This is a genomic window from Zavarzinia sp. CC-PAN008 (genome assembly GCF_051903925.1).
Classification (GTDB): Bacteria; Pseudomonadota; Alphaproteobacteria; order Zavarziniales; family Zavarziniaceae.
This window is the reverse complement of the sequence record NZ_CP173678.1, coordinates 3,028,424-3,050,121: the sequence shown is the minus strand read 5'-3', so window position 1 is coordinate 3,050,121 and position 21,698 is coordinate 3,028,424. Positions and strand designations below refer to the sequence as shown.

19 protein-coding genes are annotated in these 21,698 nt (G+C 68.7%); 8 read left to right on the top strand and 11 right to left on the bottom strand.

The window, feature by feature from the left end; translation table 11 throughout:
* Positions 1–11 precede the first annotated feature (11 nt).
* Both ACI6GS_RS14340 and ACI6GS_RS14335 read left to right on the top strand, forming a co-directional pair.
* Complete coding sequence (locus tag ACI6GS_RS14340; protein ID WP_439814134.1) at positions 12–1,766, top strand: ABC transporter ATP-binding protein; 1,755 nt, start codon at positions 12–14, stop codon at positions 1,764–1,766.
* A 96-nt stretch (positions 1,767–1,862) separates the two neighbouring features.
* Positions 1,863–3,380: an aldehyde dehydrogenase gene (locus tag ACI6GS_RS14335; RefSeq protein WP_439814133.1), complete on the top strand. Its 1,518-nt coding sequence runs from the start codon at positions 1,863–1,865 to the stop codon at positions 3,378–3,380.
* Between the two features lie 159 nt (positions 3,381–3,539).
* Here the strand turns inward: ACI6GS_RS14335 and ACI6GS_RS14330 are convergent, their stop codons facing one another.
* Both ACI6GS_RS14330 and ACI6GS_RS14325 read right to left on the bottom strand, forming a co-directional pair.
* The gene (locus tag ACI6GS_RS14330) at positions 3,540–5,609 is read right to left on the bottom strand and encodes an adenylate/guanylate cyclase domain-containing protein (RefSeq protein WP_439814132.1); all 2,070 of its coding nucleotides are present in this window, start codon (positions 5,607–5,609) and stop codon (positions 3,540–3,542) included.
* Positions 5,610–5,651: 42 nt separating this feature from the next.
* Positions 5,652–6,713, bottom strand: coding sequence for a diguanylate cyclase domain-containing protein (locus ACI6GS_RS14325; protein WP_439814131.1), 1,062 nt, complete (start codon positions 6,711–6,713; stop codon positions 5,652–5,654).
* 139 nt (positions 6,714–6,852) lie between these two features.
* Between ACI6GS_RS14325 and ACI6GS_RS14320 the strand changes: the two genes are divergently transcribed.
* The 3 genes from ACI6GS_RS14320 (at position 6,853) to ACI6GS_RS14310 (ending at position 10,787) form a co-directional block, all read left to right on the top strand.
* A complete protein-coding gene (locus ACI6GS_RS14320; RefSeq protein WP_439814130.1) occupies positions 6,853–7,293 on the top strand; it encodes an ATP-binding protein in 441 nt (146 codons plus the stop codon).
* The gene (locus tag ACI6GS_RS14315) at positions 7,290–7,625 is read left to right on the top strand and encodes an STAS domain-containing protein (protein WP_439814129.1); all 336 of its coding nucleotides are present in this window, start codon (positions 7,290–7,292) and stop codon (positions 7,623–7,625) included. Before ACI6GS_RS14320 ends, ACI6GS_RS14315 begins: the two co-directional genes overlap by 4 nt.
* 186 nt (positions 7,626–7,811) lie before the next feature.
* A complete protein-coding gene (locus ACI6GS_RS14310) occupies positions 7,812–10,787 on the top strand; it encodes an ATP-binding protein (protein ID WP_439814128.1) in 2,976 nt (991 codons plus the stop codon).
* A gap of 8 nt (positions 10,788–10,795) precedes the next feature.
* Here the strand turns inward: ACI6GS_RS14310 and ACI6GS_RS14305 are convergent, their stop codons facing one another.
* The 5 genes from ACI6GS_RS14305 to ACI6GS_RS14285 all read right to left on the bottom strand — a co-directional run bounded on the left by ACI6GS_RS14305 (position 10,796) and on the right by ACI6GS_RS14285 (position 15,459).
* Positions 10,796–11,554 (bottom strand): ABC transporter permease, encoded by a 759-nt coding sequence (locus ACI6GS_RS14305; protein WP_439814127.1) that lies wholly within the window; start codon positions 11,552–11,554, stop codon positions 10,796–10,798.
* A 16-nt stretch (positions 11,555–11,570) separates the two neighbouring features.
* On the bottom strand, positions 11,571–12,500 hold the full coding sequence (locus ACI6GS_RS14300; RefSeq protein ID WP_439814126.1) for an ABC transporter permease: 930 nt from the start codon (positions 12,498–12,500) through the stop codon (positions 11,571–11,573).
* Entirely contained in the window at positions 12,497–13,498 is a 1,002-nt protein-coding gene (locus ACI6GS_RS14295; protein ID WP_439814125.1) for an ABC transporter ATP-binding protein, read from the bottom strand. Before ACI6GS_RS14295 ends, ACI6GS_RS14300 begins: the two co-directional genes overlap by 4 nt.
* Before the next feature lie 80 nt (positions 13,499–13,578).
* A complete protein-coding gene (locus tag ACI6GS_RS14290; protein ID WP_439814124.1) occupies positions 13,579–14,751 on the bottom strand; it encodes an ABC transporter substrate-binding protein in 1,173 nt (390 codons plus the stop codon).
* A gap of 78 nt (positions 14,752–14,829) precedes the next feature.
* A complete protein-coding gene (locus ACI6GS_RS14285) occupies positions 14,830–15,459 on the bottom strand; it encodes a TetR/AcrR family transcriptional regulator (RefSeq protein ID WP_439814123.1) in 630 nt (209 codons plus the stop codon).
* 72 nt (positions 15,460–15,531) lie between these two features.
* Here ACI6GS_RS14285 and ACI6GS_RS14280 point away from each other — a divergent pair, with 72 nt between their 5' ends.
* Entirely contained in the window at positions 15,532–15,942 is a 411-nt protein-coding gene (locus ACI6GS_RS14280) for a VOC family protein (RefSeq protein ID WP_439814122.1), read from the top strand.
* 21 nt (positions 15,943–15,963) lie between these two features.
* Here ACI6GS_RS14280 and ACI6GS_RS14275 read toward each other — a convergent pair whose 3' ends face one another.
* The 4 genes from ACI6GS_RS14275 to ACI6GS_RS14260 form a co-directional block, all read right to left on the bottom strand.
* Positions 15,964–16,320: a hypothetical protein gene (locus tag ACI6GS_RS14275; protein ID WP_439814121.1), complete on the bottom strand. Its 357-nt coding sequence runs from the start codon at positions 16,318–16,320 to the stop codon at positions 15,964–15,966.
* A gap of 49 nt (positions 16,321–16,369) precedes the next feature.
* On the bottom strand, positions 16,370–16,600 hold the full coding sequence (locus ACI6GS_RS14270; RefSeq protein WP_439814120.1) for a hypothetical protein: 231 nt from the start codon (positions 16,598–16,600) through the stop codon (positions 16,370–16,372).
* Between the two features lie 244 nt (positions 16,601–16,844).
* A complete protein-coding gene (locus tag ACI6GS_RS14265) occupies positions 16,845–17,987 on the bottom strand; it encodes a CaiB/BaiF CoA transferase family protein (protein ID WP_439814119.1) in 1,143 nt (380 codons plus the stop codon).
* Positions 17,988–18,072: 85 nt separating this feature from the next.
* Positions 18,073–18,834: an SDR family NAD(P)-dependent oxidoreductase gene (locus ACI6GS_RS14260; RefSeq protein ID WP_439814118.1), complete on the bottom strand. Its 762-nt coding sequence runs from the start codon at positions 18,832–18,834 to the stop codon at positions 18,073–18,075.
* 77 nt (positions 18,835–18,911) lie between these two features.
* Between ACI6GS_RS14260 and ACI6GS_RS14255 the strand changes: the two genes are divergently transcribed.
* Both ACI6GS_RS14255 and ACI6GS_RS14250 read left to right on the top strand, forming a co-directional pair.
* The gene (locus ACI6GS_RS14255) at positions 18,912–20,750 is read left to right on the top strand and encodes an alpha/beta hydrolase fold domain-containing protein (protein WP_439814117.1); all 1,839 of its coding nucleotides are present in this window, start codon (positions 18,912–18,914) and stop codon (positions 20,748–20,750) included.
* Positions 20,751–20,802: 52 nt separating this feature from the next.
* Complete coding sequence (locus tag ACI6GS_RS14250) at positions 20,803–21,693, top strand: alpha/beta hydrolase (RefSeq protein ID WP_439814116.1); 891 nt, start codon at positions 20,803–20,805, stop codon at positions 21,691–21,693.
* Positions 21,694–21,698: the final 5 nt, after the last annotated feature.

Below are 21,698 nucleotides of genomic sequence, written 5' to 3'. Positions count from 1 at the left end.
ACGATCGCAGCATGACCGCCCGGTCCAGCCAGAACTCCACCTGGGCGCTGATGGGGTGGCTCCGCCGGACCTATCTGGGGCCTGAGATCAGGTCGCTGGTCCTGGCGGGGATTTGCATGGTCGTCACGGCATGCGCCGTTGCGGGCCTGGCCTGGGTTGTGCAGCCGGCGATAGACCGGCTCTTCGCGCAAGGCGACAGCGATAGCCTCTACCTCCTGCCAGCGGCCGTCCTGGCACTGGTGACGGTCAACGGCGCCGCACTCTATGCCCAGACCGTGCTGGTCCAGAACGTTGGCCAGCGTATCGCTGCGCGGATGCAGCACGACCTGTTCCGCACCTTCCTCCAGGCCGACCTGGCCGACCTCAACCACCTGCATTCGGGCGCGCTGGTGTCGCGCTGCATGAGCGATACGGCGAGCGTCGTGTTCGCCGTGTCCGGCACGCTGATGTCGCTGTGCCGGGACAGCCTGACCTTTGTCCTGCTGACGATCGTCATGCTGACCCAGGACTGGTCGCTGACGCTGGCGACCTTCGTCCTGCTGCCGCTGATGGCGATCGGCCTGGGCCGCATCGGCAGCCGGGCCCGGCGTGCCAACATGACGATGCTGGAAACGTCGGAGACGCTGACGACCGCCTTTGTCGAGGCATTCGAGGGGGTTCGCCTCATCAAGGTCTCGGGCGCCGAGCAGACGGCGATCGAACGCACCGGCGCCGTGATCGAGGAGCGCCGCCGCTGGCTCCACCACCTGGTGCACGTCAAGGCATTGAGCTCGCCGCTGAACGAGGTCGTGGGCGGGTTTGCGGTCGCCATGTCGATCTTCTATGGCGGCTGGCTGGTGACGGAGGGGCGGCTGACGCCTGGCGGGCTGACCGCCTTCCTGGCGGCGCTGGGCCTGGCCTACCAGCCGCTGAAGCGTCTTGCCTCCCTCAACGCCACGCTGCAGGAGGGGCTGGCCGCGGCCGAGCGCATCCGCGAGGGCCTCGCCCTGCGGCCCCGCATCGTCGATCCACCCGGCGCCCCGCCCCTGGTGCTGGCTGGGGCCGGCATCCGGTTCGCGCAGGTCGCCTTCGCCTATGCCGGGCGGGAGGCGTCCCCTGCCCTGTCGGATGTGGATTTCGCGGTCGCACCGGGCCAGGTCGTGGCCGTGGTCGGGCCCTCGGGCTCGGGCAAGTCGACGCTGCTGAACCTGATCCCCCGCCTCTATGACGCGACTGCGGGGCGCGTCCTGATCGACGGGCAGGACGTGCGCGGTGTCTCTCTTGCCTCCCTGCGTGCCGCAATTGCCGTTGTGGCCCAGGACACCGTCCTGTTCGACGATACGGTGGCCGCCAACATCGCCTTTGGCTGCGGGCCGGCCGATGCCGCAGCCATCGAGCAGGCGGCCCGCGCGGCGGACGCCCACGACTTCATCGCCCGGTTGCCGGACGGCTATGCCACCCGCATCGGGCAAAAGGGCGTGCGCCTGTCAGGCGGCCAGCGCCAAAGGATCGCGATCGCCCGTGCGGTGCTCAAGAACGCGCCCATCCTGCTGCTGGACGAGGCGACGTCCTCCCTCGACACCGTCTCCGAAGCGGCGGTGAAGGCGGCCCTGACCCGCCTGATGCAGGGACGCACGGTACTGATCGTCGCGCACAGGCTCAGCACCGTGGCGGGTGCCGACATGATCCACGTCCTGGAGCACGGTCGCATCGTCGAATCCGGGAGCCATGTGGAGCTTCTGGCGCGCAGTGGCACCTATGCCCGCCTCTATGAATCCCAGGGCTGATGCCTTGAGCCGCCTCAAAGCGGCGAACACTGTCGGCGCTGGTGCGGGCGGCCGAAAACTCGACTAGCCTTCCACCCATCGCGAGGAGGCAGGATCATGTCCATCGAGGTCGCAAAGTCGCTTGGCAAGGCGGAACTGCACGCAAAGGCGGCGGGACTGGCGTTCGAGACGCGCCACTTCATTGGCGGAAAGTTCGTCGACAGCGCCTCTGGCGCCAAGTTCGAGTCGATCAATCCGGTCAATGGCGAAGTGATCGCCGCGGTCGCCCGCGGGGGACAGGCCGATGTCGACCTGGCCGTGAATGCGGCGCGCAAGGCATTCAAGTCGGGTGTCTGGTCACGCATGGCCCCGCGCGACCGGGCCGCGGTCATGTACAGGTATGCCGACCTGATCGCGGCCCATGCCCTCGACTTCGCCCTGCTGGACGTCCTCGACATGGGCAAGCCAGTGAGCGAGATGCTGAACGGCGACGTGCCGGGCGCTGTGACAACCTTCCGCTTCTTCGGCGAGACGATCGACAAGATCGAGGGGATCGTCACCAACACGGCCTCGACCGAATTCCACTACATCCTGCGCCAGCCCCTGGGCGTGGTGGCCTGTGTCGTGCCCTGGAACTACCCGCTGCTGATGGCGGCGTGGAAGGTGGCGCCCGCGCTGGCCGCGGGCAATTCGGTGATCCTGAAGCCGGCTGAGCAGTCGCCCCTGTCCGCCACCCTGATGGCGCGCCTGTTCTCGGAAGCCGGTGGACCGGACGGCGTCTTCAATGTGGTGCAGGGCCTGGGCGAGGAAGCGGGCAAGGCGCTGGGCCTGCACATGGGCGTGGACAAGATCGGCTTCACCGGCTCGACCGAGGTGGGGAAGCTGATGATGGTCTATTCCGGCCAGTCGAACATGAAGCGGGTGACGACCGAATGCGGCGGCAAGACCCCGCAGATCATCACCGCGCAGACGCCCGACCTGGACACGGCGGTCGCCTATGCCGTCAACGGCATCTATGGCAACCAGGGGGAGGTCTGCAATGCCGGCTCCCGCCTGCTCGTCGACGAGAAGATCCACGACGAGTTCGTGAGCCGCTTCCTGGAAAAGGCCAAGGAGAGCTTCAATCCCGGGGATCCTCTTGACCCCGCCACGACCATGGGCCCGCTCGTCACCTTCGAGCACCAGAAGCGCGTGCTGAACTATATCGAGGTGGGCAAGGCCGAAGGGGCCAAGGTCGAACTGGGCGGCGGCGTGCCCCAGGGCCTGGAAAAGGGCGCCTATGTCGCCCCCACCCTGTTCACCGGCGTCAACAACGCCATGCGCATCGCCCAGGAAGAGATCTTCGGCCCCGTGACCGGGATCATCCCGTTCAAGACGGTCGACCAGGCGATCGAGATCGCCAACGACTCGGTCTACGGCCTGGCCGCCTCGATCTGGACCAGCGACGTCTCGACCGCGATCAAGGCGGCCCGGGACATCGAGGCCGGCGTCGTCTGGGTCAACTGCTTCGACCATGGCGACATGACGTCGATCTGGGGCGGCTTCAAGCAGTCGGGCATGGGCCGCGACAAGTGCCTGGAAGCCCTGACCACCGTGACCCAGACCAAATCCGTATGGATGCACATCGGGGAGTAGCCAATAGGACAACCTCATCCTGAGGAGGCGGCTCGGCCGCCGTCTCGAAGGATGGGCCGCCAGCGCAAGGCTGCCCATCCTTCGAGACCGCCTTCGGCCTCCTCAGGATGAGGTGGCCGAATGGGTTTTGGAGACTGCCGGCCCCGGTCCTGTCCCGTCTCAGTCGCTGGTCTTCTTCCGCTTCGAGCGCGTCAGGCGGACGCCGTTTCCGGCCGGCGGGGCCTTGGTCGCCTCGCGGATGTGATAGGCGGGTTCGCGCCCGAAATTCTTGGCCAGCGTCAGCACGCCGACATATTCGCAGACCACGCCCGACGACCAGTCCCGCCCCTCCGCCTCCGCCGCGTTGCGGACGGCACTCTCCTCGGCCGTCAGCAATGCCACGAAGGACTGGGTCGCATAGATGTGGCCGGGCACCGTGACCGGCTCCAGCCGCGCCGCGCGGTTGATGTGCGCGCCATAGAAGTTGGGCGTTCCGCGAAAGGCATCCAGGCCGGGGAACACGGGTCCCGCGTGGAGCGAGATGCGCACGTTCAGCGGGACCTCGAACCCCTCCTCCCGGTTGCCCAGTTCGATCACGCCCTGCTTCAGCCGCAGCGAGAACTGGACAAGGTCGCGCGCCGTGGCCATCACGGCGAAGATCGCGTCGCCCCAGGTATTGATCGCCTCCGGCTTCAGCCCGCCCTCCGCCAGGAAGGCCTGGAGGCGGTCCAGGAAGCGCAGGTAGGCGGGCATGCTCTCTTCGCGCAGCTTGCTGTAGTTCACCAGGTCGGCGAACAGCATGGCGCGGATCACCCGCTCCGGCTCGGCCCGGGCGATGGCGTGGGTCTCGACCGGGGCCGGTCCTTCCAGGGCCTCCGGATGCTCTTCCAGCAGCGTGTCCAGGTCGATGATCGACAGCTTGGCGATGTCGGCCCACTGGTCGATGAAGTCGGCGGCACCCCCCACCAGCGAGCCCTCGCTCATGTCCCACACGGCCAGCAGATAGGGTCGCGTCTCAAGGAACTGGGCCCGCAGCGTGGCCAAGCCATGCAGCATCTGGTTGGTGAACCGATAGAGCGATTCGTGGCCGAGCGAGGGCTCGGTCGTCGCATAGTTCACGGAATGCGCCAGGCGCAACGCGTTGCGGAAGCGCATTTCCCAGCGCGCACCACCATGGGCCACATTGGCCCTCACGAAATCCTCGGTGGCACAGGGCAGGATGATGTTGACCTCCCCGCCACGCTCCAGCATCGCCTCGATGAACAGCAGGTCCGAGCCGCAGGCGGCGGACGAATAGCCGATCTGGACGTTCATCGCGTCCAGCCGCTCGTCGATCGCCTTGCGCAGTGCCTCCTCCAGTCCTGCCGGAAAGCGCACGCCGTCCTGCCCGGCGCGATCCAGCATGTGGCCGGTGAAGACGACGACCTGAGGCGGCGCCAGGGCGGTCAAGACGGCCTGCGGAACCTCCACCCCGCGCGACTTCAGCAGGCGCACCTGGCGCAGGGCGGGCACGACCCGCTCCAGTTGCCCCGCCACGTCGCGCGCCGCGACCAGGTCGTGCTCCGCAGCGTCCGCATCGCCCAGGATCAGGTGCGCGATCGCGGTCGACGCGCGCAGCCAGAACGCATCGTCCAGGCCACCCGCCGGCGTCTCCAGCACCTTGCGCGCGATGCGCACGGCCTGGCGCATGTCGCCCTCGACCCAGGCGGCGGCCGCAGCGTTGGCCCCGGCGCGGCGGCCGCGCCCGGCCTCGAACGCCGCGGCGTAAAGCTGGCGCGACAGGCCAAGCGACCGGTTGTCGCCGGTGTGGCGCCAGGCCTCGCCATAGAGTTCGCCCAGCAGGTCGAGCAGGGCGGGGTCGCCGGCGCTGGTCAGGACCGTCTTGCCCTTGACCCCGTCCAGGGCATCGGCCAGTTCGCCGATCGCGACCAGGGCCTGGCGCGTGGGCACACCCTTCAGGTCGACATTGTGCAGCGCCTTGCGCAGGGCGGAGAGCGCGCGCCGGAACGGCGCCTCGTCCAGGATCAGGTCCTTCAGCACGGGGTCCAGCGTCCGCAGCGCGTCGGTGGCAGCACCCGTGCGCATCAGCGCCAGCGCGCTCAGCACGCGCAACCGGTCGCTGTTGGGGAAGCGCTGCAGCCCCTGCGCCGCCACGTCCTGCGCCAGGAACGTCTCGCCCCCGTCGAGCAGGGCCGAGACCCGCTGCTCGAACTGCGCCAGGCCGCCCGCTTCTTCCGCTGTCTCCGCCATGCGTCCGTCCTGACCCGTCCTGCTGCCGTCCTGCCGACGGACCTAGTCGACCCGATCCTGCGCCATATGGGGTGAATAGAACCTGTACTGGCCCTTGCCCGCGCGCTTGGCCGTGTACATCGCGACGTCGGCGGCGCGGATCAGGGCCGGCATGTCATCGCCAGCCGCGGGATGCGGCGCGATCCCGACACTGACCCCCACCTGGCCCGAGCGGCCCTCGTCATTGACGAACGGATCTCCCAGGGCCGCCATGATGCGCTGGACCACGGCCATGATCTCGCCCTCGGTCCGCACGTTCTCCAGGATGGCGGCGAACTCGTCGCCGCCCAGGCGCGCCACCAGGTCGACCTCGCGCACGCAGCGTTCCAGCCGGCGCGCAACCTCCGCCAGCAGGAAGTCGCCAAATGCATGGCCCTGGCTGTCGTTCACTCCCTTGAACCCGTCCAGGTCCAGGTAGAGCAGGGCGAGCGAGCCGCTCTGCCGCCGGCTGCGGGCAAGCGCCAGGCGCAGCCGGTCCTCGAACAGCACACGGTTGGCAAGGCCCGTCAGCGAATCATGCTTGGCGAGGTGCGACAGCGCCTCCTGCGCGCGGCGGCGCTCGGCCACCTCGGCGCGCAGGTCCTCGTTCACGCGGCGGATCTCTTCCGTCCGCTCCAGGACGCGGCGTTCCAGTTCCTCGTTCATGTTGCGCAGCGAGTGTTCCGCGCGCTTGCGGTCAGAGATGTCGGTGAACAGGGCGATCACGCCCCGGCGCTGCGGCCGGCGCTGCACCGCGTCCCAGTCCCACAGGAACGACGTCGTGACCGAGAGGTGGCGGACGTCGCCGCCCAGGCCATAGGTCACGTCGCAGCTATGCGTCGAGTCCCGCTCATAGATGGCGTCCAGAACCGCCTGCACGAAGGCGTCCGTCCCCTCCCGCTCCAGAAAGGTCGCGGCGAACGGCTTGCCCAGGATTTCCGAGGCGGACAATGCGCACAATCGCTCCGCCCCCGGGTTGAAGGTCGTGACCGTGCCTTCAAGGTCGATGGTGACGACCCCGCCCTCCATGTACTGCAAGATGTTCCGGTAGACGACCGCGTCGACCCCGGCGCCTGGATCCACCACGACACCCCCCTGGTGAGCGTCATCCTACGAATGATGGCCGCGCAAAGCCAGACTTCCGCCCGCAGCCTGCTACCAGACTTTAAGTCTTTCCGGTTTAGGCATACAAAGACACAGATTGACCTGGGGGATCAGCCCATTGATGGAGGCGCGGGTCGAATACCGGCTGAGGGAGCCAGCAGAGATTCCCGCGCTCGCCCCCCGGATCGAGCAGTACCTTGAGGCCAGGGACGTGCCAGCCGACGCCGTCTACCAGGTCAATCTCGTGCTCGACGAATGGCTGACCAACGTGCTGAATTACGGCGCGGGTCGGGGCGACGTGCACGTCCTGCTGTCCCTTGCCGATGACCAGATCGAGGTTCAGGTCACCGACTCCGGTGTGCCGTTCGATCCGTTGGACGCGCCCCCGGCCGACACCGACAGCAGCCTGGACGACCGGAAGATCGGTGGCCTGGGCCTCCACTTCATGCGGGAGATGATGGACACGGTCGCCTATCGCCGCGATGGCGACCACAACGTGTTGACGCTCCGCCGCTCTCTTCGCCCCGGACGGGGTTCGGACACGACCACGAGGCAGGAATGAACATCTCCGAATCAAAGCAGGGGGACGCGACGATCCTGGGCGTCGAAGGCCGCCTGGACGGCAATACCTGCGGCGACCTGGAAAAGAAGCTGTTTGCGACGATCGACGAAGGCTCCGCGCGCATCGTGCTCGACTTTGCTGGCCTTGCCTATGTCTCCAGCGCCGGCCTGCGCGTCGTGCTGATGGGGGCCAAGCGGGTCAAGGGCAAGTCGGGCAAGCTGGCGCTGTGCGCGCTGTCGCCCAATATCCAGGAAGTCTTCTCGATCAGCGGCTTCGACAAGATCCTGACGATCCGGAAGACCCGCGAGGAGGCCCTGGCCGCCGTCGCCTGACCGCGACCGCACCAGCCGGACCCGCGACAAATCGTACACCGTGCGTCATGAATGCGGGCTTCAAGCATCAGGATTTGCGCATGTAGACTGAGCAAGCCGTGGCGTCCGGGCAGCAGCGCCTGCTCCGACCCAAGGCTGGCTTGACCCGCCCCGGCTGCGACAGTCGGCGGGCTGAATGGGAAGTTGATGTCGCGTGTGACCCAGCCGGACGGACCTGAGCCCCCCCGGCCAGAAGGCCAGCGCGAGTTTCCCGGCTGGAGCCTGCGCGCGGCGATCTTCATCCTGTGCCTGGCGACGCTGCTGCCGGCCTTCTGCTTCGCGACCTGGCTTGCTTGGTCGCGCTATCGGTCCGAGCTGGACCACATCGACCGCGACCTGCTGACGACGGCGCGGACGATCGCGATCCTGGTCGACCGCGACCTGGGCTCACGCATCGCGTCGCTGGACCTGCTGGCCAGCTACCCATCGATCGTCGCCGGCGATCTGGTGGCGTTCGGCGCCCAGGCACAGCATTTCGCCAGTACCCGGGGCGTCGCCATCGCCCTGGTCGATGACTCCGGCATCGTGGCGACCTGGTCGGGCCTGCCGGGCCTTCGCCCAGCGCCGCCGACACCCAGCCAGATCGCGGCAACCCTGGCGCGTCAGCCGCAGGCCCCATCCGACCTGGTCGCACCAGCTGCCGACAGCGCCGGCGGCAGCGTGCCGCATGTCGTCCTGGCGGCGCCGATTCCGGGACCGGCGAACGCCAGGCGGGTGCTGGCCATGTACCTGCCGGCCAAGGCGCTGCTGCCCGCCCTGCAATCGGCCGGACTTGGCGAAGGCTGGACGGGCGCCCTGATCGACAATACCGACCTGATCGTCGCCCATACGCGGCTGACCGAAGGCGCCGGGCGCCTCGCCTCGGCAGACCTGCGCGCCAGCACCAGGGGAGAGAGCGGGACCTGGGTCGGCCTGTCGCCGGATGGCCGACCGGTCGCGGCAGCCTTCCAGCGCACGGCGCTGGCGGGGTGGCGCAGCGGTGCATCGGTCCCGTTCGCGGTGGTGCGCGCGGCACTGGACCGCTTCGTCCTGACCGTGGTGCTGGCGGCCCTTGGGACCACGTTGGTCTGCGGCCTGCTGGCCTGGCTCGCGGCTCATCGGATCACGGAACCGTTCCGCGCCCTGGTCCAGGCGGCCCGCACGCTGGGCGCGGGCGGCATTCCCCATGCCCAGCCCGCGGCGGTGCGCGAGATCACCATCATCCAGCGCGCGCTGGTCGATGCCGGCCGCGCGATCCAGGCCCGGGTTGCCGAGCGGGACGAGGCGGTAAACCATCTGCGGGAGGAGACCGGCCGCCTGCGCATCGTCAACGATGTGGGCGGCGCGATCGCGGCCGAGCTGGACGTCGACCGCCTGGTGCAGAGCGTGACCGATGCGGGCGTCAGCCTGACGGGCGCAGCCTATGGCGCATTCTTCTACAATGCCGAAGGCCCCGACGGCGTGGTCCTGCACCTGCATGCGCTGTCGGGCGCTCCGCGCCAGGCCTTCTCGGTGTTTCCGCCCCCGCGCATGACGGGCGTCTTTGCCCCGACCTTCCAGGACCGGCACATCGTCCGGTCCGATGACATCACGCAGGATCCACGATTCGGCCTGAACGCGCCCAATGGCGGCATGCCGCCCGGCCATCTGCCCGTGCGCAGCTACCTTGCCATCCCGGTTGTTGCCCGGACTGGCGAGGCGATGGGCGGCCTGCTGTTCGGGCATCCGGAAGCGGCACGCTTCGAGGACCGGCACGAGACGGTGATGGCCGCCCTGGTCGGCCATGTGGTCACCGCGCTGGACAATGCGCGCCTGTTCCAGGATGCCCAGCGCGAGATCGCGCGCCGGGCCGAGGTCGAGGCCCGCCTGCGCGAGAACGAGGAACGCCTGAAGGCCAGCGCCGACACGCTGGAGGTCCTGGTCGAGCAGCGGACGGCGGCGCTGCACAGCGAGATGAAGGAACGCGAGAAGGCCGAGGCGCAGCTGCGCCAGGCCCAGAAGATGGAGGCTTTGGGCAGCCTGACCGGTGGCATCGCGCATGACTTTAACAACATGCTGCAGGTCATCCTGGGTCGACTGGAGCGCATGCGGCGCGACGCGGAGGGCGGCCGGCCCGCCGCCCAGCGCGACCTGGACGCGGTTCAGTACGCCGCCGACCGCGCGGCCAACCTGACCCACCGCCTGCTGGCCTTCGCCCGCCAGCAGCCGCTGAAGGTCGAGACGGTCGACATCAACCGCCTGGTCACCGGGATGTCGGACCTGCTGCGCCAGACGCTTGGCGAAGCGGTCGCGATCGAGACGGTCCTGGCCGGCGGCCTGTGGCGCAGCGCCGTCGATCCGCACCAGCTTGAGAACGCGATCCTGAACCTGGCCGTCAATGCGCGCGACGCGATGCCGGGCGGCGGACGCCTGACCATCGAGACGGCCAATGCCTATCTGGATGACGCCTATGCCGCGTCCCAGCGCGACCTGGCACCGGGGCAGTACGTGATGGTGGCGATCACCGATACCGGTTCGGGCATGGCGCCGGAGGTGGCGGCGCGCGCGTTCGACCCGTTCTATACGACCAAGCCGCCGGGCCAGGGCACGGGCCTGGGCCTGTCGATGGTCTATGGCTTTGCCAGCCAGTCGCACGGCCATGTCCGCATCTATAGCGAGGTTGGCGAAGGCACCAGCATCAAGCTCTATGTGCCACGCCTGTACGAGGGGGCGGCCGGTGTCGGCCCCTCCCTGCCCCATCGGTCCCAGGACGACATGCCCGTGGCGCGCGGCCAGGGCGAGACGATCCTGGTGGTGGAGGACGAGGACGAGGTCCGTCAGCTGACTGTGGCCACCCTGAGGGAACTGGGCTACCGCGTGATCGACGCCCCCGATGCGGAAGCCGGGCTGGCGGTTCTGGGCCGGCATCCGGAGGTCGCGCTGCTGCTGACGGACGTGGTCCTGCCCGGGGCACTCAACGGGCGCGAGATGGCCGATCGCGCCCTGCAGGCGCGTCCTGACCTGCGCGTGCTGTTCATGACCGGCTACACGCGCAACGCCATCGTCCACCATGGCCGTCTGGATCCGGGGGTGGAACTGATCACCAAGCCGTTCGGCCGCGACGCCATCGCCAGCAAGCTGCGCCGCCTGCTCGACAGATCCTGAAGAACGGTTCAGGCGTTGCGGCCCGCTTCCCGGGTCAGGCGATAGGCAAGCAGGATCGGCACGAAGGTTGCCGCCATCACGATCACGGCGACGACGTTGGTCACCGGCCGGTCGCGCGGGCGCACCAGTTCGGCCAGCATCCAGATCGGCAGCGTGGTCTGCTGCCCCGCGGTGAACGTCGTCACGATCACCTCGTCGAAGCTGAGCGCAAAGGCCAGCATGCCACCGGCCAGGATGGCGCTGCCCAGTTGCGGCAGGAGGACATGGCGAAAGGTCTGGAAGCCGTTGGCCCCCAGGTCCATCGACGCTTCGACCTGCGATCCCGCGATGCGTCGCAACCGGGCGATCGCGTTGTTGTAGACGGTGACGACACAAAAGGTGGCGTGGCCGATCACGACGGTCCAGATGCTGAAGTCGATGCCGCCGATGGCGAAGGCGGAGCGCAGCGCGATCCCGGTGACGATGCCGGGCAGCGCGATGGGCAGGATGATCAGGAGGGAGACCGCCTCCTTGCCGAACCAGTCGAAGCGGGCGACCGCGATCGCCGCCAGCGTCCCCAGGACCAGGGCGATGGCGGTCGCCGCCGCCGCGCATTGCAGCGAGAGGGAGAACGCCGCCCAGATATCGGGCCGTTCCCAGGCCTTGGCGAACCACTGCAAGGTGAAGCCGGGCGGCGGGAAGGTATAGCTTGCCGTGTCCGCCGAGAAGGCATAGACGACGATCAGCAGCAGCGGCAGGTGCAGGAACAGCAGCACGGCACCGGCCATAATGGTCAGCAGCCGGCTAGAGCGCACGAAATGCCCCCATGCGCCCGGCCAGCCACAGGTAGACGACCATGATCGCGATCGGCACGACCGACAGCGCCGCCGCCAAGGGCACGTTGCCGGCAGTCCCCTGCTGCAGCAGGACGATGTTGCCGATGAACGGGCGCGACGGTCCGATCACGTTGGGAATGATGTAGTCGCCCAGCGTCAGGGAAAAGGTGAAGATCGAGCCCGCGGCGATGCCCGGCATGGCCAGCGGCAGGATGACGTGGCGGAACGTCTGGAACGGCCGCGCGCCCAGGTCGCCGGAGGCCTGGATCACGCTTTCCGGGACCCGCTCAAGTGCTGCAAAGACCGGCAGCACCATGTAGGGCAGCCAGACATAGGTGAACACCACGAAGGTCCCCACATAGGACGTGGAGAGGCTGGGCCCGCCGATCCCCGGCACCGCCAGCAGGGCCTCGATCAGGCCGGAGGTTCCTGTGCTGCGGGCGGCCCAACTGACGATGCCCTCGCCCGCCAGGATCAGCTTCCACGCATAGATGCGCACCAGGTAGCTGGACCACAGGGGCAGCATGACCCCCAGGAACAGCAGGGCCTGCATGCGCGGACCGGCCCGCCGGGCCATGACATAGGCAAGCGGCAGCGCCAGGGCGACGCAGGCCAGCGTGACCAGCGCCGCCATGGTCACCGTCCGGACGATCACCGCGACATTGGCCGGTGTCAGAACCTGGGCATAGGTCGACAAGCCCCATTCGCGCACGACCTGGCCGGTGAAGTCGTCGATCCGGAAGAAGCTCTGCGCCAGCAGGGCGCCGAGCGAGCCCAGGTAGACGATGCCCAGCCAGCCCAGGGGCAATGCCAGAAGCAGCGCCAGGCGCAGCGCCCGGCGCCGGTGCAGCGCGCCGGAGAGCCGGTTGCCGAGCCCTGGCACCGCCACGGCACTCATGCCGGGAACCGCCGCTCGAACACGCGCGGCCAGGCCAGGCGCACCTCGGCGCCGCGCGGCGCTCCCTCTGCTGCCGCGGCGGGTGGCTCCAGCACCAGGACCTCGCGCCCATCGGGGGCCAGGACCACTGTGCGCACGCCCGACCCCAGGTACAGCCGTTCGTGCACCCGGCCGGCCAGCACGCCTTCCCCCGGCTGCGGCGCCTCGCCCGGGGCCAGGACGCGCATGCGCTCGGGCCGTACCGCGAACGCGCCCGCGGCATCCGCCAGGAAGTTCGACAGGCCGACAAAGCCAGCGACGAAGCGGCTTGCCGGGTGCTCATAGATTTCGGTCGGGGGACCGATCTGCTCGATCCGGCCGTTGTTGAACACGGCCACGCGGTCGCTCATGGTCAGCGCCTCGCCCTGGTCGTGCGTGACATAGACGAAGGTGATCCCCAGGCGGTGCTGGATCGCCTTGAGCTCGACCTGCATTTCCTCCCGCAGCTTGAGGTCGAGTGCCCCCAGCGGCTCGTCGAGCAGCAGGATGGCCGGCTGGTTGATCAGCGCCCGGGCCAAGGCCACCCGCTGGCGCTGGCCGCCCGACAACTGCGCGGGCCGCCGGGCGCCGAAGCTGCCCAGCTGCACCATGTCGAGCATCTCTGCCACACGCTTGTGGCGCTGGGCCCGGGGCACGCCCTTCACCATCAGGCCATAGCCGACATTGTCGGCGATGGTCATGTGGGGGAACAGCGCATAGTCCTGGAACACCGTGTTGACGTCGCGCCGGAACGGCGGCACGCCGGTCATGGCGCGGCCACGGATCGCCACCGTGCCCTCGTCGGGCTCGTCAAAGCCGGCGATCAGGCGCAGGCACGTCGTCTTGCCAGAGCCGGAAGGGCCGAGCATGGCGAAGAACTCCCCTTCGCGGATCTCGAACCCCACCTGGTCCAGCGCAGTCACGGCGCCGAAGCGGCGGCTGACCGCCTGGAAGCGGACAGCCGCATCCGTTGCGTTCACGATGGCATCCAAAGCTGTTGCAACATCCCGGCACCGCTCCGGGGCGACGGCGTCGCCGCCCGCCGCCCCGTCGTACAGCGTCAGCCGCCGCCCTGGACCGCGGCGTAGTCGGTCGCCCAGCGGCCATAGGGCACGCAGGTCCGCCCCTCGCCGCAATTGGCGACCGGCGTCCGCCAGAACGCGATGCGGTCGAAATTGTCGAAGCCGTTGGTCTTGCAGCCCTCTGCCCCCAGCAGGTCGGACCCGGTACAGGCGGCCGGCACCGCGGGAACGGAGCCGAACCAGGCCGCGACGTCACCCTGCACCTTGGGCTTCAGCGAATGCTCGATCCACATGTAGGCGCAGTTGGGATGCTGGGCCCGGGCATGCAGCATGGTCGTGTCGGCCCAGCCCGTTGCACCTTCCTTGGGTATGGTGCTGGCCACGGGCTGTTCCTGTCCGACCAGCGTGTTGACCTGGAACGGCCATGACGTGGACGCGACGACGCCCTCGTTCTTGAAGTCGTCGATCTGCACGTTCGCATCCGACCAGTAGCGCTGGATCAGGTCGCGCTGGCCCTTCAGCACTTCCAGCGCCGCCGCGTATTGCGTCTCGTCCAGGGCATAGGGATCGGTGATTCCAAGTTCGGGCCGTGCCGACCGCAGGTACAGCGCCGCATCGGCGATGTAGATCGGTCCATAATAGGCCTGGATCCGGCCCTTGTTCGACTTGCCGTCGGACAGGGTCTGCTCCGTGAACACGACGGACCAGCTTTCAGGCGCGGTGGGGAACACCTTCGTATTGTACATCAGCACGTTGGACCCCCATTGATAGGGCGCGCCATAGTGCTTGCCATCGACGGTGTGCCACGGGGCATTCTGCAGCCGGGTGTCGATCGTCCCCCAGGACGGGATCAAGGCGGGGTTCACCTCCTGCACCGTGCCGCCGGCGATCAGGCGCAGGCTGGCATCGCCGCTGGCGGTCACCAGGTCGAAGCCGCCCTGGTTCATCAGGGTGACCATCTCGTCCGAGCTGCCCGCGGTCTTGACCGAAACCTTGCAGCCGGTCGCCTTCTCGAAATCGGTGACCCAGTCATAGGCCTTGTCCGACTCGCCGCGCTCGATATAGCCGGCCCAGGCGACGATGGAGACTTCCCCCTCGCCCGCGCCCAGCGCCTGCAACGGCTCCGCCCATGCCGGCGACGCCACGAGCAGGGCCGCCAGCCCCGCCATGCACCGCCGCGCCGAGCCTGCTGCCCCATTCCTGGCTGACATGTCCTGCATCCCCCTCACGGTCAGGTCCAGCGACTCTAGACCCGAATCCGGGCGTTCCGCCATCGGGACCTGGAGCGCTCAGCCGTTGCGCGCCAGTGACCGGATCAGGGCGGCGACAGCGTCCTGCGCGTCCTTCAGGTCCGCTGCCCCGACTGGATCGGGAAGCGCCATGACGAGTGCGTTCATCGCCCCGTTCAGCATCAGGGCGACGTCACGCGCCGGGACCAGGGGCAGCAGGCCGGCGCCCTGGGCCGCGCGCACCCCGTCGGCCAGCAGCGCCAGCCCATGCGCGCTGTCGATCTCAATCCAGCGGCTCCAGCCCAGCACCGCCGGCGCATCGATGCACAGGATGCGGCGCATCGCGGGCTGCGCCATGACCTCGAGCCAGGCGATCGATCCCGCCACCAGGGCAGCCACGGGGTCGGGACCCAGGCCACGGGTCGCTGCCTCGATCGCCTGGGCCGCCTCGCCATGCAGGTCGGTGCACAACACCTGGAACAGGTCCGACTTGTCCTTGAAGTGGTGGTACAGGGCGCCGCGCGTGACGCCCGCGGCGTTGAGGATCTCGTCCGTGCTCGTAGCGGCGAAGCCTCCTTCGGCGAACAGCCGGCGGGCCGCGGCCAGCAAGGCGCCCCGCGTGCGCTGCGTGCGCTCCGCCTGCGACACGCGCTGAACCCGGGCGCGATCGTTGCGTTCGATCGATGACATGTCCCGATTTGACAAACAGACAGGCTGTATGTCAAATACAGACAGATTGTCTGTTTATGAGGTAGCCACCCCATGACCTTCGTCGACCGCTATCCCATCATCGTCACCGAACGCATGGCCGACTGCGCCGCGTTCTGGGCGCGGCACCTGGACTTCACGGCCGTGTTCACCTCGTCCTGGTTCACGCTGCTGACGGCGCGCGACGGCAGCGCCTCGATCGCGTTCATGACGCCCGACCATCCGTCCGCCCCTCCGGGGCCGGAGAGCTTTTCCGGCAAGGGACTGTGCTTCGAGCTGCAGGTGGAGGATGCCCGCAAGGCCCATGCGGAGGCCAAGGCGGCCGGGCTGCCGATCGGCCTTGAGCTGCGGGACGAACCCTTTGGCCAGCGCCGCTTCGGATTCCACGATCCGTCGGGCCTGTGGGTCGACGTGGTCGAGCAGATCGACCCCGCCGCCGGCTTCTGGGACCGCTACATGGTGTGAGCGGGCAGCCCCGGGGCGGCGCTATCGCCGCTGATGGTCCAGGCCCGCCAGCTGCGCCAGGGCGCGGGCCAGATCGGCTTCCAGCCGGGCGATGCGCTGCTCCAGGCGATCGACGCGCGCGGCCAGCGGGCGCTGCTCGTCAACCTCGGGTTGAGGCATCAGGGTCCCTGCCCCGGCGTGGCGCACGACGACTTCCGGCGTCACACGGAAAAAGGCGGCGGCGCGTGCCACCTCCTGGGGCATCAGCTCGCGCTGATCCTTGAAGATAAGGGTCAGGTCGCCGCTGCGGACTTGCAGGGCGTTAGCCAGATCGTCCCGGCTGGCGCCCAATTCCGCCAGCCGCGCGTCGAACCACGCGGCATCGAAGAACAGCGCCATCCAGGGACCGGGCCGGGGTCGACCTTGGCCGCGTACTCAGCCCGTGCCGTCAGGCCGCGCGGCTCAGGACGCGCTGACCGCAGTCGCGGCCCGCCATGCGGATGGCACCCGCCTCCATGCCGCGCCAGCGGCGCGCGACCAGGCAGGTGATCGCCTGGTCCACTTCCGCCATGGCCTGGCGATGACTGCCGTCAATGTCGAGGCCTGCGGCGATGAACTGCCAAAGGCTCGACTGTGTATGACGCAGACGCGTCAGTTCCGTCGCTTCGACCTGGCCCATCGGATACTCCCTGTACTGCCGTGCCGGGGTGCACTCGGATGCCCCCTTGTCCAAGCTTGACGCTTGCCGACCGAATGTTAGTCCGCGTGGACCAGACGGCAACCGAAAACTGGACCCTCTATACCGCGCATGTGCGACAAGTTTATGACGCGTCGCAGCAGTCGGGACCTAGAGCCGGCGCGAAGATTCAATCCTCGCACCGGCTTGGTCTTCAGGTCATAAGCATCGCAGCGCAGCGAAACCGTCAGATGACGGCGCCGGCACCGCGCAAAGCTGTGATGGCTGCTGCATCGATTCCGAATTCCTTAAGAACTTCGTCGGTGTTCTCGCCCGGAACCGGCGACTGGCGGACGATTTCAGCCTTGGTCCGGCTGAAACGCGGCGCTGGCGCCGGCTGGACCACGCCGTCACGCTCGATGAACGTGCCCCGCAACTTGTTGTGGGGGTGCTGGGTCGCCTCCATCAGCGACAGGACCGGCGCGTAGCAGACGTCCGAGCCCTCCATGATCGCGTTCCACTCGGCGCGCGTCTTGGTCTTGAACACGTCCGCGATCTTCTGCTTCAGCTCCGGCCACTTGGACCGGTCCATCTGCGGCTTGAAGGTTTCGGCGTCCAGGCCGGCCAGGCGGATCAGCTCGGCATAGAACTGCGGCTCGATCGAACCGATCGAGATGTATTCGCCGTCCTTGGTCTCGTACGTGTCATAGAAGTGGGCGGCGCTGTCGAGCAGGTTCGAACCGCGCTTGTCGGTCCAGGCGCCCATGCTCATCAGGCTGTACATCATCGTGCCCAGGACGGCCGCACCGTCGACCATGGCGGTATCGACGACCTGTCCCTTGCCGCTGGTCTTGGCCTCCAGCAGGGCCGAGACGATGCCAAGCGCCAGGAACATGCCGCCGCCGCCGAAATCGCCCACCAGGTTCAGCGGGGGCACCGGCTTGCCGCCCGTGTTGCCGAAGGCCGAGAGCGAGCCCGCCAGCGCGATATAGTTGATGTCATGGCCCGCCGCCTGGGCCATCGGGCCTTCCTGGCCAAAGCCCGTCATGCGGCCATAGACCAGCTTCGGATTGCGGGCGAGGCAGACGTCGGGCCCCAGGCCCAGGCGCTCCATCACGCCGGGGCGAAAGCCCTCGGTCAGGACGTCGGCCTTCTCGATCAGCTTCAGCACCGTCTCGACCGCCTCGGGCTTCTTGAGGTCGACGGCGATCGAGCGCTTGCCGCGGTTCAGCAGGTCCTTGCGGGCCGAGGTGGTGACACCGCCGCCGCCGCCCGCCGCGCGGTCGACGCGGATCACGTCCGCCCCCAGGTCGGCCAGCAGCATGGCACAGAACGGCCCCGGCCCGATGCCGGCGATCTCGATCACCTTGATACCCTTGAGCGGTCCCATCCCTCAGTCTCCTCTGCCTTCAGATCAGGATTGCGTTCTACCGACTGGTCGATAGACAGTCACGTGTGAACTTGGGTTAGGGGCCTCACCCGCCCAGGGACTGGGCGTCGTCGGCCAGCAGGTTGGTGCCGGTGATGAAGCGCGCGGCCGGATCGACCAGCAGCGCCAGCGCGCCGTCCAGATCCTCCGGCACCCCGACGCGGCGGCGCGGGAACTTGCGCATGAATGCCTCGCCATTGGGGCCGTTGAACAGTTCCGCGTTGATATCGGTCAGGATGTATCCGGGCAGCAGCGCGTTCACGTTGATGTCGTAGCGGGCCCATTCCAGGGCCATCGACTTCGTCATCTGCATGATCGCCGCCTTGGTCATCGAATAGAGCGACAGGCGTACCATCGTCTTGACGCCCAGCATGGACGCGATGTTGACGACGCGCCCGCCCTGCCCGCGGCGGATCATGCGGCGTCCGGCCTCGGTTGCGACGAAGAAGGCGCCGCGGACATTGGTGTCGAACAGCGAGTCGTAGAGCGCCTCGTCGACCTCCTCGACCTTGGAATTCATGCCGACGCCGGAATTGTTGATGACGGCCCAGAGCGGACCCAGTTCGGCCTCCGCCTTGTCGAAGGCCGGCGCAATGGTCGCGATGTCGGTCACGTCCATGACGGCCGTCGCCGCAGTGCCGCCGGCGGCGCGGATCTCTGCCGCCACGGCCTCCAGCCGGTCAAGCCGGCGGCCGGTCAGGGCCACGGATGCGCCCAGGTCAGCCAGGTGCCTGGCGAAGCGCGTGCCCAGGCCGGACGAGGCACCGGTGACCAGGACAACCCGGCCGGCAAGTGGACGTTCGCTCATCTTCGCTGTCTCCTCCCCAACGTGCGGGCGCAGCCTAAGCATTTTGCCGGCAGGCTCAATGTCCGAGCGGAGGATGGATGGACCCGGCTGTTCGCCATGAACTGGACACGCTGACGCGGGCCCTGGCGCACATGCCGTCGTTCGGCGCCGTCCCGCTGGCCACGCTGCGGGCGGCCGATGCCGAACTCTCCCCGCGCGTCGCAGGCGCCAGCAGCGGCGTCGCCTGCCGGGCGGAGCGGGTCGGCGGCGTTCCCGGCCTGTGGGCGGACCCCCCGGGCGCCAGCGCGGACGCCGCGATCCTCCTCCTGCACGGCGGCGGCTTCGTCAGCGGCTCGGCTGCCGGCCACTGGCCGCTGGCGGCCGTTCTCGCCCAGGATTCGGGCATCGCGGTGTTCGTGGCCGACTATCGCCTGGCACCCGAACACCCCTTCCCGGCGGCGCGCGACGATGCCGTCGCCGCCTGGCGCACCTTGGCCGAGCGCCATGGGGCGCGAAACGTCGCCGTGGTCGGCGATTCGGCGGGCGGCGGCCTGGCCCTGGCGTTGATGCAGCATGAGCGCGACGCTGGGCGGCCGGTCCCGGCCCAGACAGTGCTGTGGTCGCCCTGGGCCGATCTGACTGTGCCCCTGGTGCCGCGTGGACCCGTGGGCGCCACCGCGATCGCGGCGCTGCGCGCCATGGCGGCGCTCTATCTGGGTCCGGTCCCTGCCCACAGTGCCTCGCCCCTGCATGCTGCGTTCGATGGCCTGCCGCCCCTGCTGATCCGGGCCGGCACGCGGGAGCTGCTGCGGGACGAGGCCGTGCATCTGGCGGGCCTGGCCGGGGCGGCGGGCGTGGCCGTGCGGCTCTGCCTGGAGCCCTTCATGCCCCATGTCTATCCCTGCTTCGCCGGCATCCTGTCGGCGGGGCGTGCGGCAATCCGGACGGACGGGCAGGCCCTGCGCAAGATGCTGGCGGGGCAGGCTGCGTCAGCTACACTCCCCGACAAATCCGTTCAAGGACCAAGGGGGAGGAGCACGATGTCGACGCTTGAGGAAGTCCAGGCCTTCCGGGCCATGCTGGCCCAGGCGCCCAAGCCGACCGAGCTTGACCTGGCCGGCTCCCGCGCTGCGATCGATGCGATGGGTGCCGCCTCCCCCGTCGCCCCCGACATCAGGATCGAGCCGGTGACGATCGGCAAGGCCAAGGCAGAATGGTCAACGGCCCCCGGGGCTTCGGCGCAGAAGGCGATCCTCTACCTGCACGGCGGCGGCTATGTCATCGGCTCGCTGGACAGTCATCGCGGCCTGGCGACGGAACTGGGCCGGGCAGCGGGCATGCGAGTCCTGGCGCTGGACTATCGCCTGGCGCCCGAGCACCCCTTTCCCGCGGCAGTCGAGGATGCGATCGCAGCCTATGAGCACATCCTGGCGCAGGGGATCCCTGCCTCCGGCGTGGTCATCGCGGGCGACTCCGCCGGCGGCGGCCTGGCCGTCGCGACGCTTCTGATGGCGCGGGAGATGGGCCTTCCGCTGCCGGCGGCGGGCTTCTGCATCTCGCCCTGGGTCGACCTGGAAATGACCGGCTCGACCATGGACAGCAAGGCGGCGGAGGATCCGCTGCTGCAGCGCGCCGACCTGCAGAACTTCGCGACCCCCTATCTCAACGGCGCTGATCCGAAGCATCCCCATGCCTCCCCCCTCCAGGCCGACCTGAGCGGCCTGCCGCCGCTGCTGATCCATGTCGGCTCGGCCGAGGTGCTGCTCGACGATGCCATCCGCCTTGCTGCCAAGGCAGGCGCTGCGGACGTGAAGGTGCAGCTGGAGGTGTGGCCCCATATGATCCACATCTGGCACTTCTTCTCGGCCATGCTGAGCGACGGCCGGCGCGCGACGGCCGAGGCAGCCAGGTTCCTGCGCAACGTCACCGGTGGCTGAGCCGGCGGCCCTAACCCTCTGAACCACAACAAGAAGACCAAGGGAGAGAGCGATGAGCATCCAGGAACGTCAGGCCCTGTTCGACATGCTGCGCAACGGGCCCGACCTCGCGGCCCTGCCTGTGCATGAACTGCGCAAGGCGTTCGACCAGATGGGGGGCATCACGCCGGTCCCCACGGGCGTCAGCCACGAGGCGGTGCGCATCGGCGACATGCCGGCCGAATGGTCGACCGCGGCCGACGCCGATCCGTCAAAGGTCGTTCTCTACCTGCACGGTGGCGGCTATGTCATTGGCTCTATTGCTTCCCATCGCGGACTGGTCACCACGCTGGGCAAGGCGGCGGGGTCGCGGACGCTGGCGATCGACTACCGCCTGGCGCCCGAGCACCCATTTCCTGCGCCCGTCGAGGATGCACTGGCGGCCTATCGCTGGCTGCTGGACCAGGGCTACAAGCCCGGGCACATCACGGTTGCCGGGGATAGCGCTGGCGGCGGCCTGACGGTGGCGGCGCTGGTCGCGATCCGCGACGCCGGCCTGCCCCTGCCGGCGGCCGGGTTCTGCATCTCTCCCTGGATCGACATGGAGGCGACGGGTGCGTCCATGAAGGCCAAGGTCGACGTCGATCCGATGGTCAAGCCGGACGGCCTGGCCGGCATGGTTGCGGCCTATCTGGGTGGCGCCGACCCGCGCGATCCCCGTGCCTCCCCGCTCCATGCCGACCTGAACGGCCTGCCCCCGCTGCTGATCCAGGTCGGCAGCATGGAGACGCTGCTGGATGACTCGACCCGGCTTGCCGCGATCGCCGGCGCCGCCGACGTCAAGGTGCGCCTGGAAATCTGGCCGGGCCTGCCCCATGTCTGGCACCTGTTCGCCGGCATGCTCACGGAGGGGCGCGAGGCGCTCGCCTCGGCCGGCGACTTCCTCAAGGAGCAGACGGCCTGAAGGAG

Coding starts and splice junctions, on each gene's coding strand:
- ACI6GS_RS14250 (WP_439814116.1), top strand. CDS start 20,803: ATGAGCATCCAGGAACGTCAGGCCCTGTTCGACATGCTGCGCAACGGG.
- ACI6GS_RS14275 (WP_439814121.1), bottom strand. CDS start 16,320: ATGGCGCTGTTCTTCGATGCCGCGTGGTTCGACGCGCGGCTGGCGGAA.
- ACI6GS_RS14265 (WP_439814119.1), bottom strand. CDS start 17,987: ATGGGACCGCTCAAGGGTATCAAGGTGATCGAGATCGCCGGCATCGGG.
- ACI6GS_RS14340 (WP_439814134.1), top strand. CDS start 12: ATGACCGCCCGGTCCAGCCAGAACTCCACCTGGGCGCTGATGGGGTGG.
- ACI6GS_RS14310 (WP_439814128.1), top strand. CDS start 7,812: ATGTCGCGTGTGACCCAGCCGGACGGACCTGAGCCCCCCCGGCCAGAA.
- ACI6GS_RS14285 (WP_439814123.1), bottom strand. CDS start 15,459: ATGTCATCGATCGAACGCAACGATCGCGCCCGGGTTCAGCGCGTGTCG.
- ACI6GS_RS14270 (WP_439814120.1), bottom strand. CDS start 16,600: ATGGGCCAGGTCGAAGCGACGGAACTGACGCGTCTGCGTCATACACAG.
- ACI6GS_RS14305 (WP_439814127.1), bottom strand. CDS start 11,554: ATGGCCGGTGCCGTGCTGCTGTTCCTGCACCTGCCGCTGCTGCTGATC.
- ACI6GS_RS14315 (WP_439814129.1), top strand. CDS start 7,290: ATGAACATCTCCGAATCAAAGCAGGGGGACGCGACGATCCTGGGCGTC.
- ACI6GS_RS14330 (WP_439814132.1), bottom strand. CDS start 5,609: ATGGCGGAGACAGCGGAAGAAGCGGGCGGCCTGGCGCAGTTCGAGCAG.
- ACI6GS_RS14335 (WP_439814133.1), top strand. CDS start 1,863: ATGTCCATCGAGGTCGCAAAGTCGCTTGGCAAGGCGGAACTGCACGCA.
- ACI6GS_RS14320 (WP_439814130.1), top strand. CDS start 6,853: ATGGAGGCGCGGGTCGAATACCGGCTGAGGGAGCCAGCAGAGATTCCC.
- ACI6GS_RS14300 (WP_439814126.1), bottom strand. CDS start 12,500: ATGAGTGCCGTGGCGGTGCCAGGGCTCGGCAACCGGCTCTCCGGCGCG.
- ACI6GS_RS14280 (WP_439814122.1), top strand. CDS start 15,532: ATGACCTTCGTCGACCGCTATCCCATCATCGTCACCGAACGCATGGCC.
- ACI6GS_RS14290 (WP_439814124.1), bottom strand. CDS start 14,751: ATGTCAGCCAGGAATGGGGCAGCAGGCTCGGCGCGGCGGTGCATGGCG.
- ACI6GS_RS14255 (WP_439814117.1), top strand. CDS start 18,912: ATGGACCCGGCTGTTCGCCATGAACTGGACACGCTGACGCGGGCCCTG.
- ACI6GS_RS14260 (WP_439814118.1), bottom strand. CDS start 18,834: ATGAGCGAACGTCCACTTGCCGGCCGGGTTGTCCTGGTCACCGGTGCC.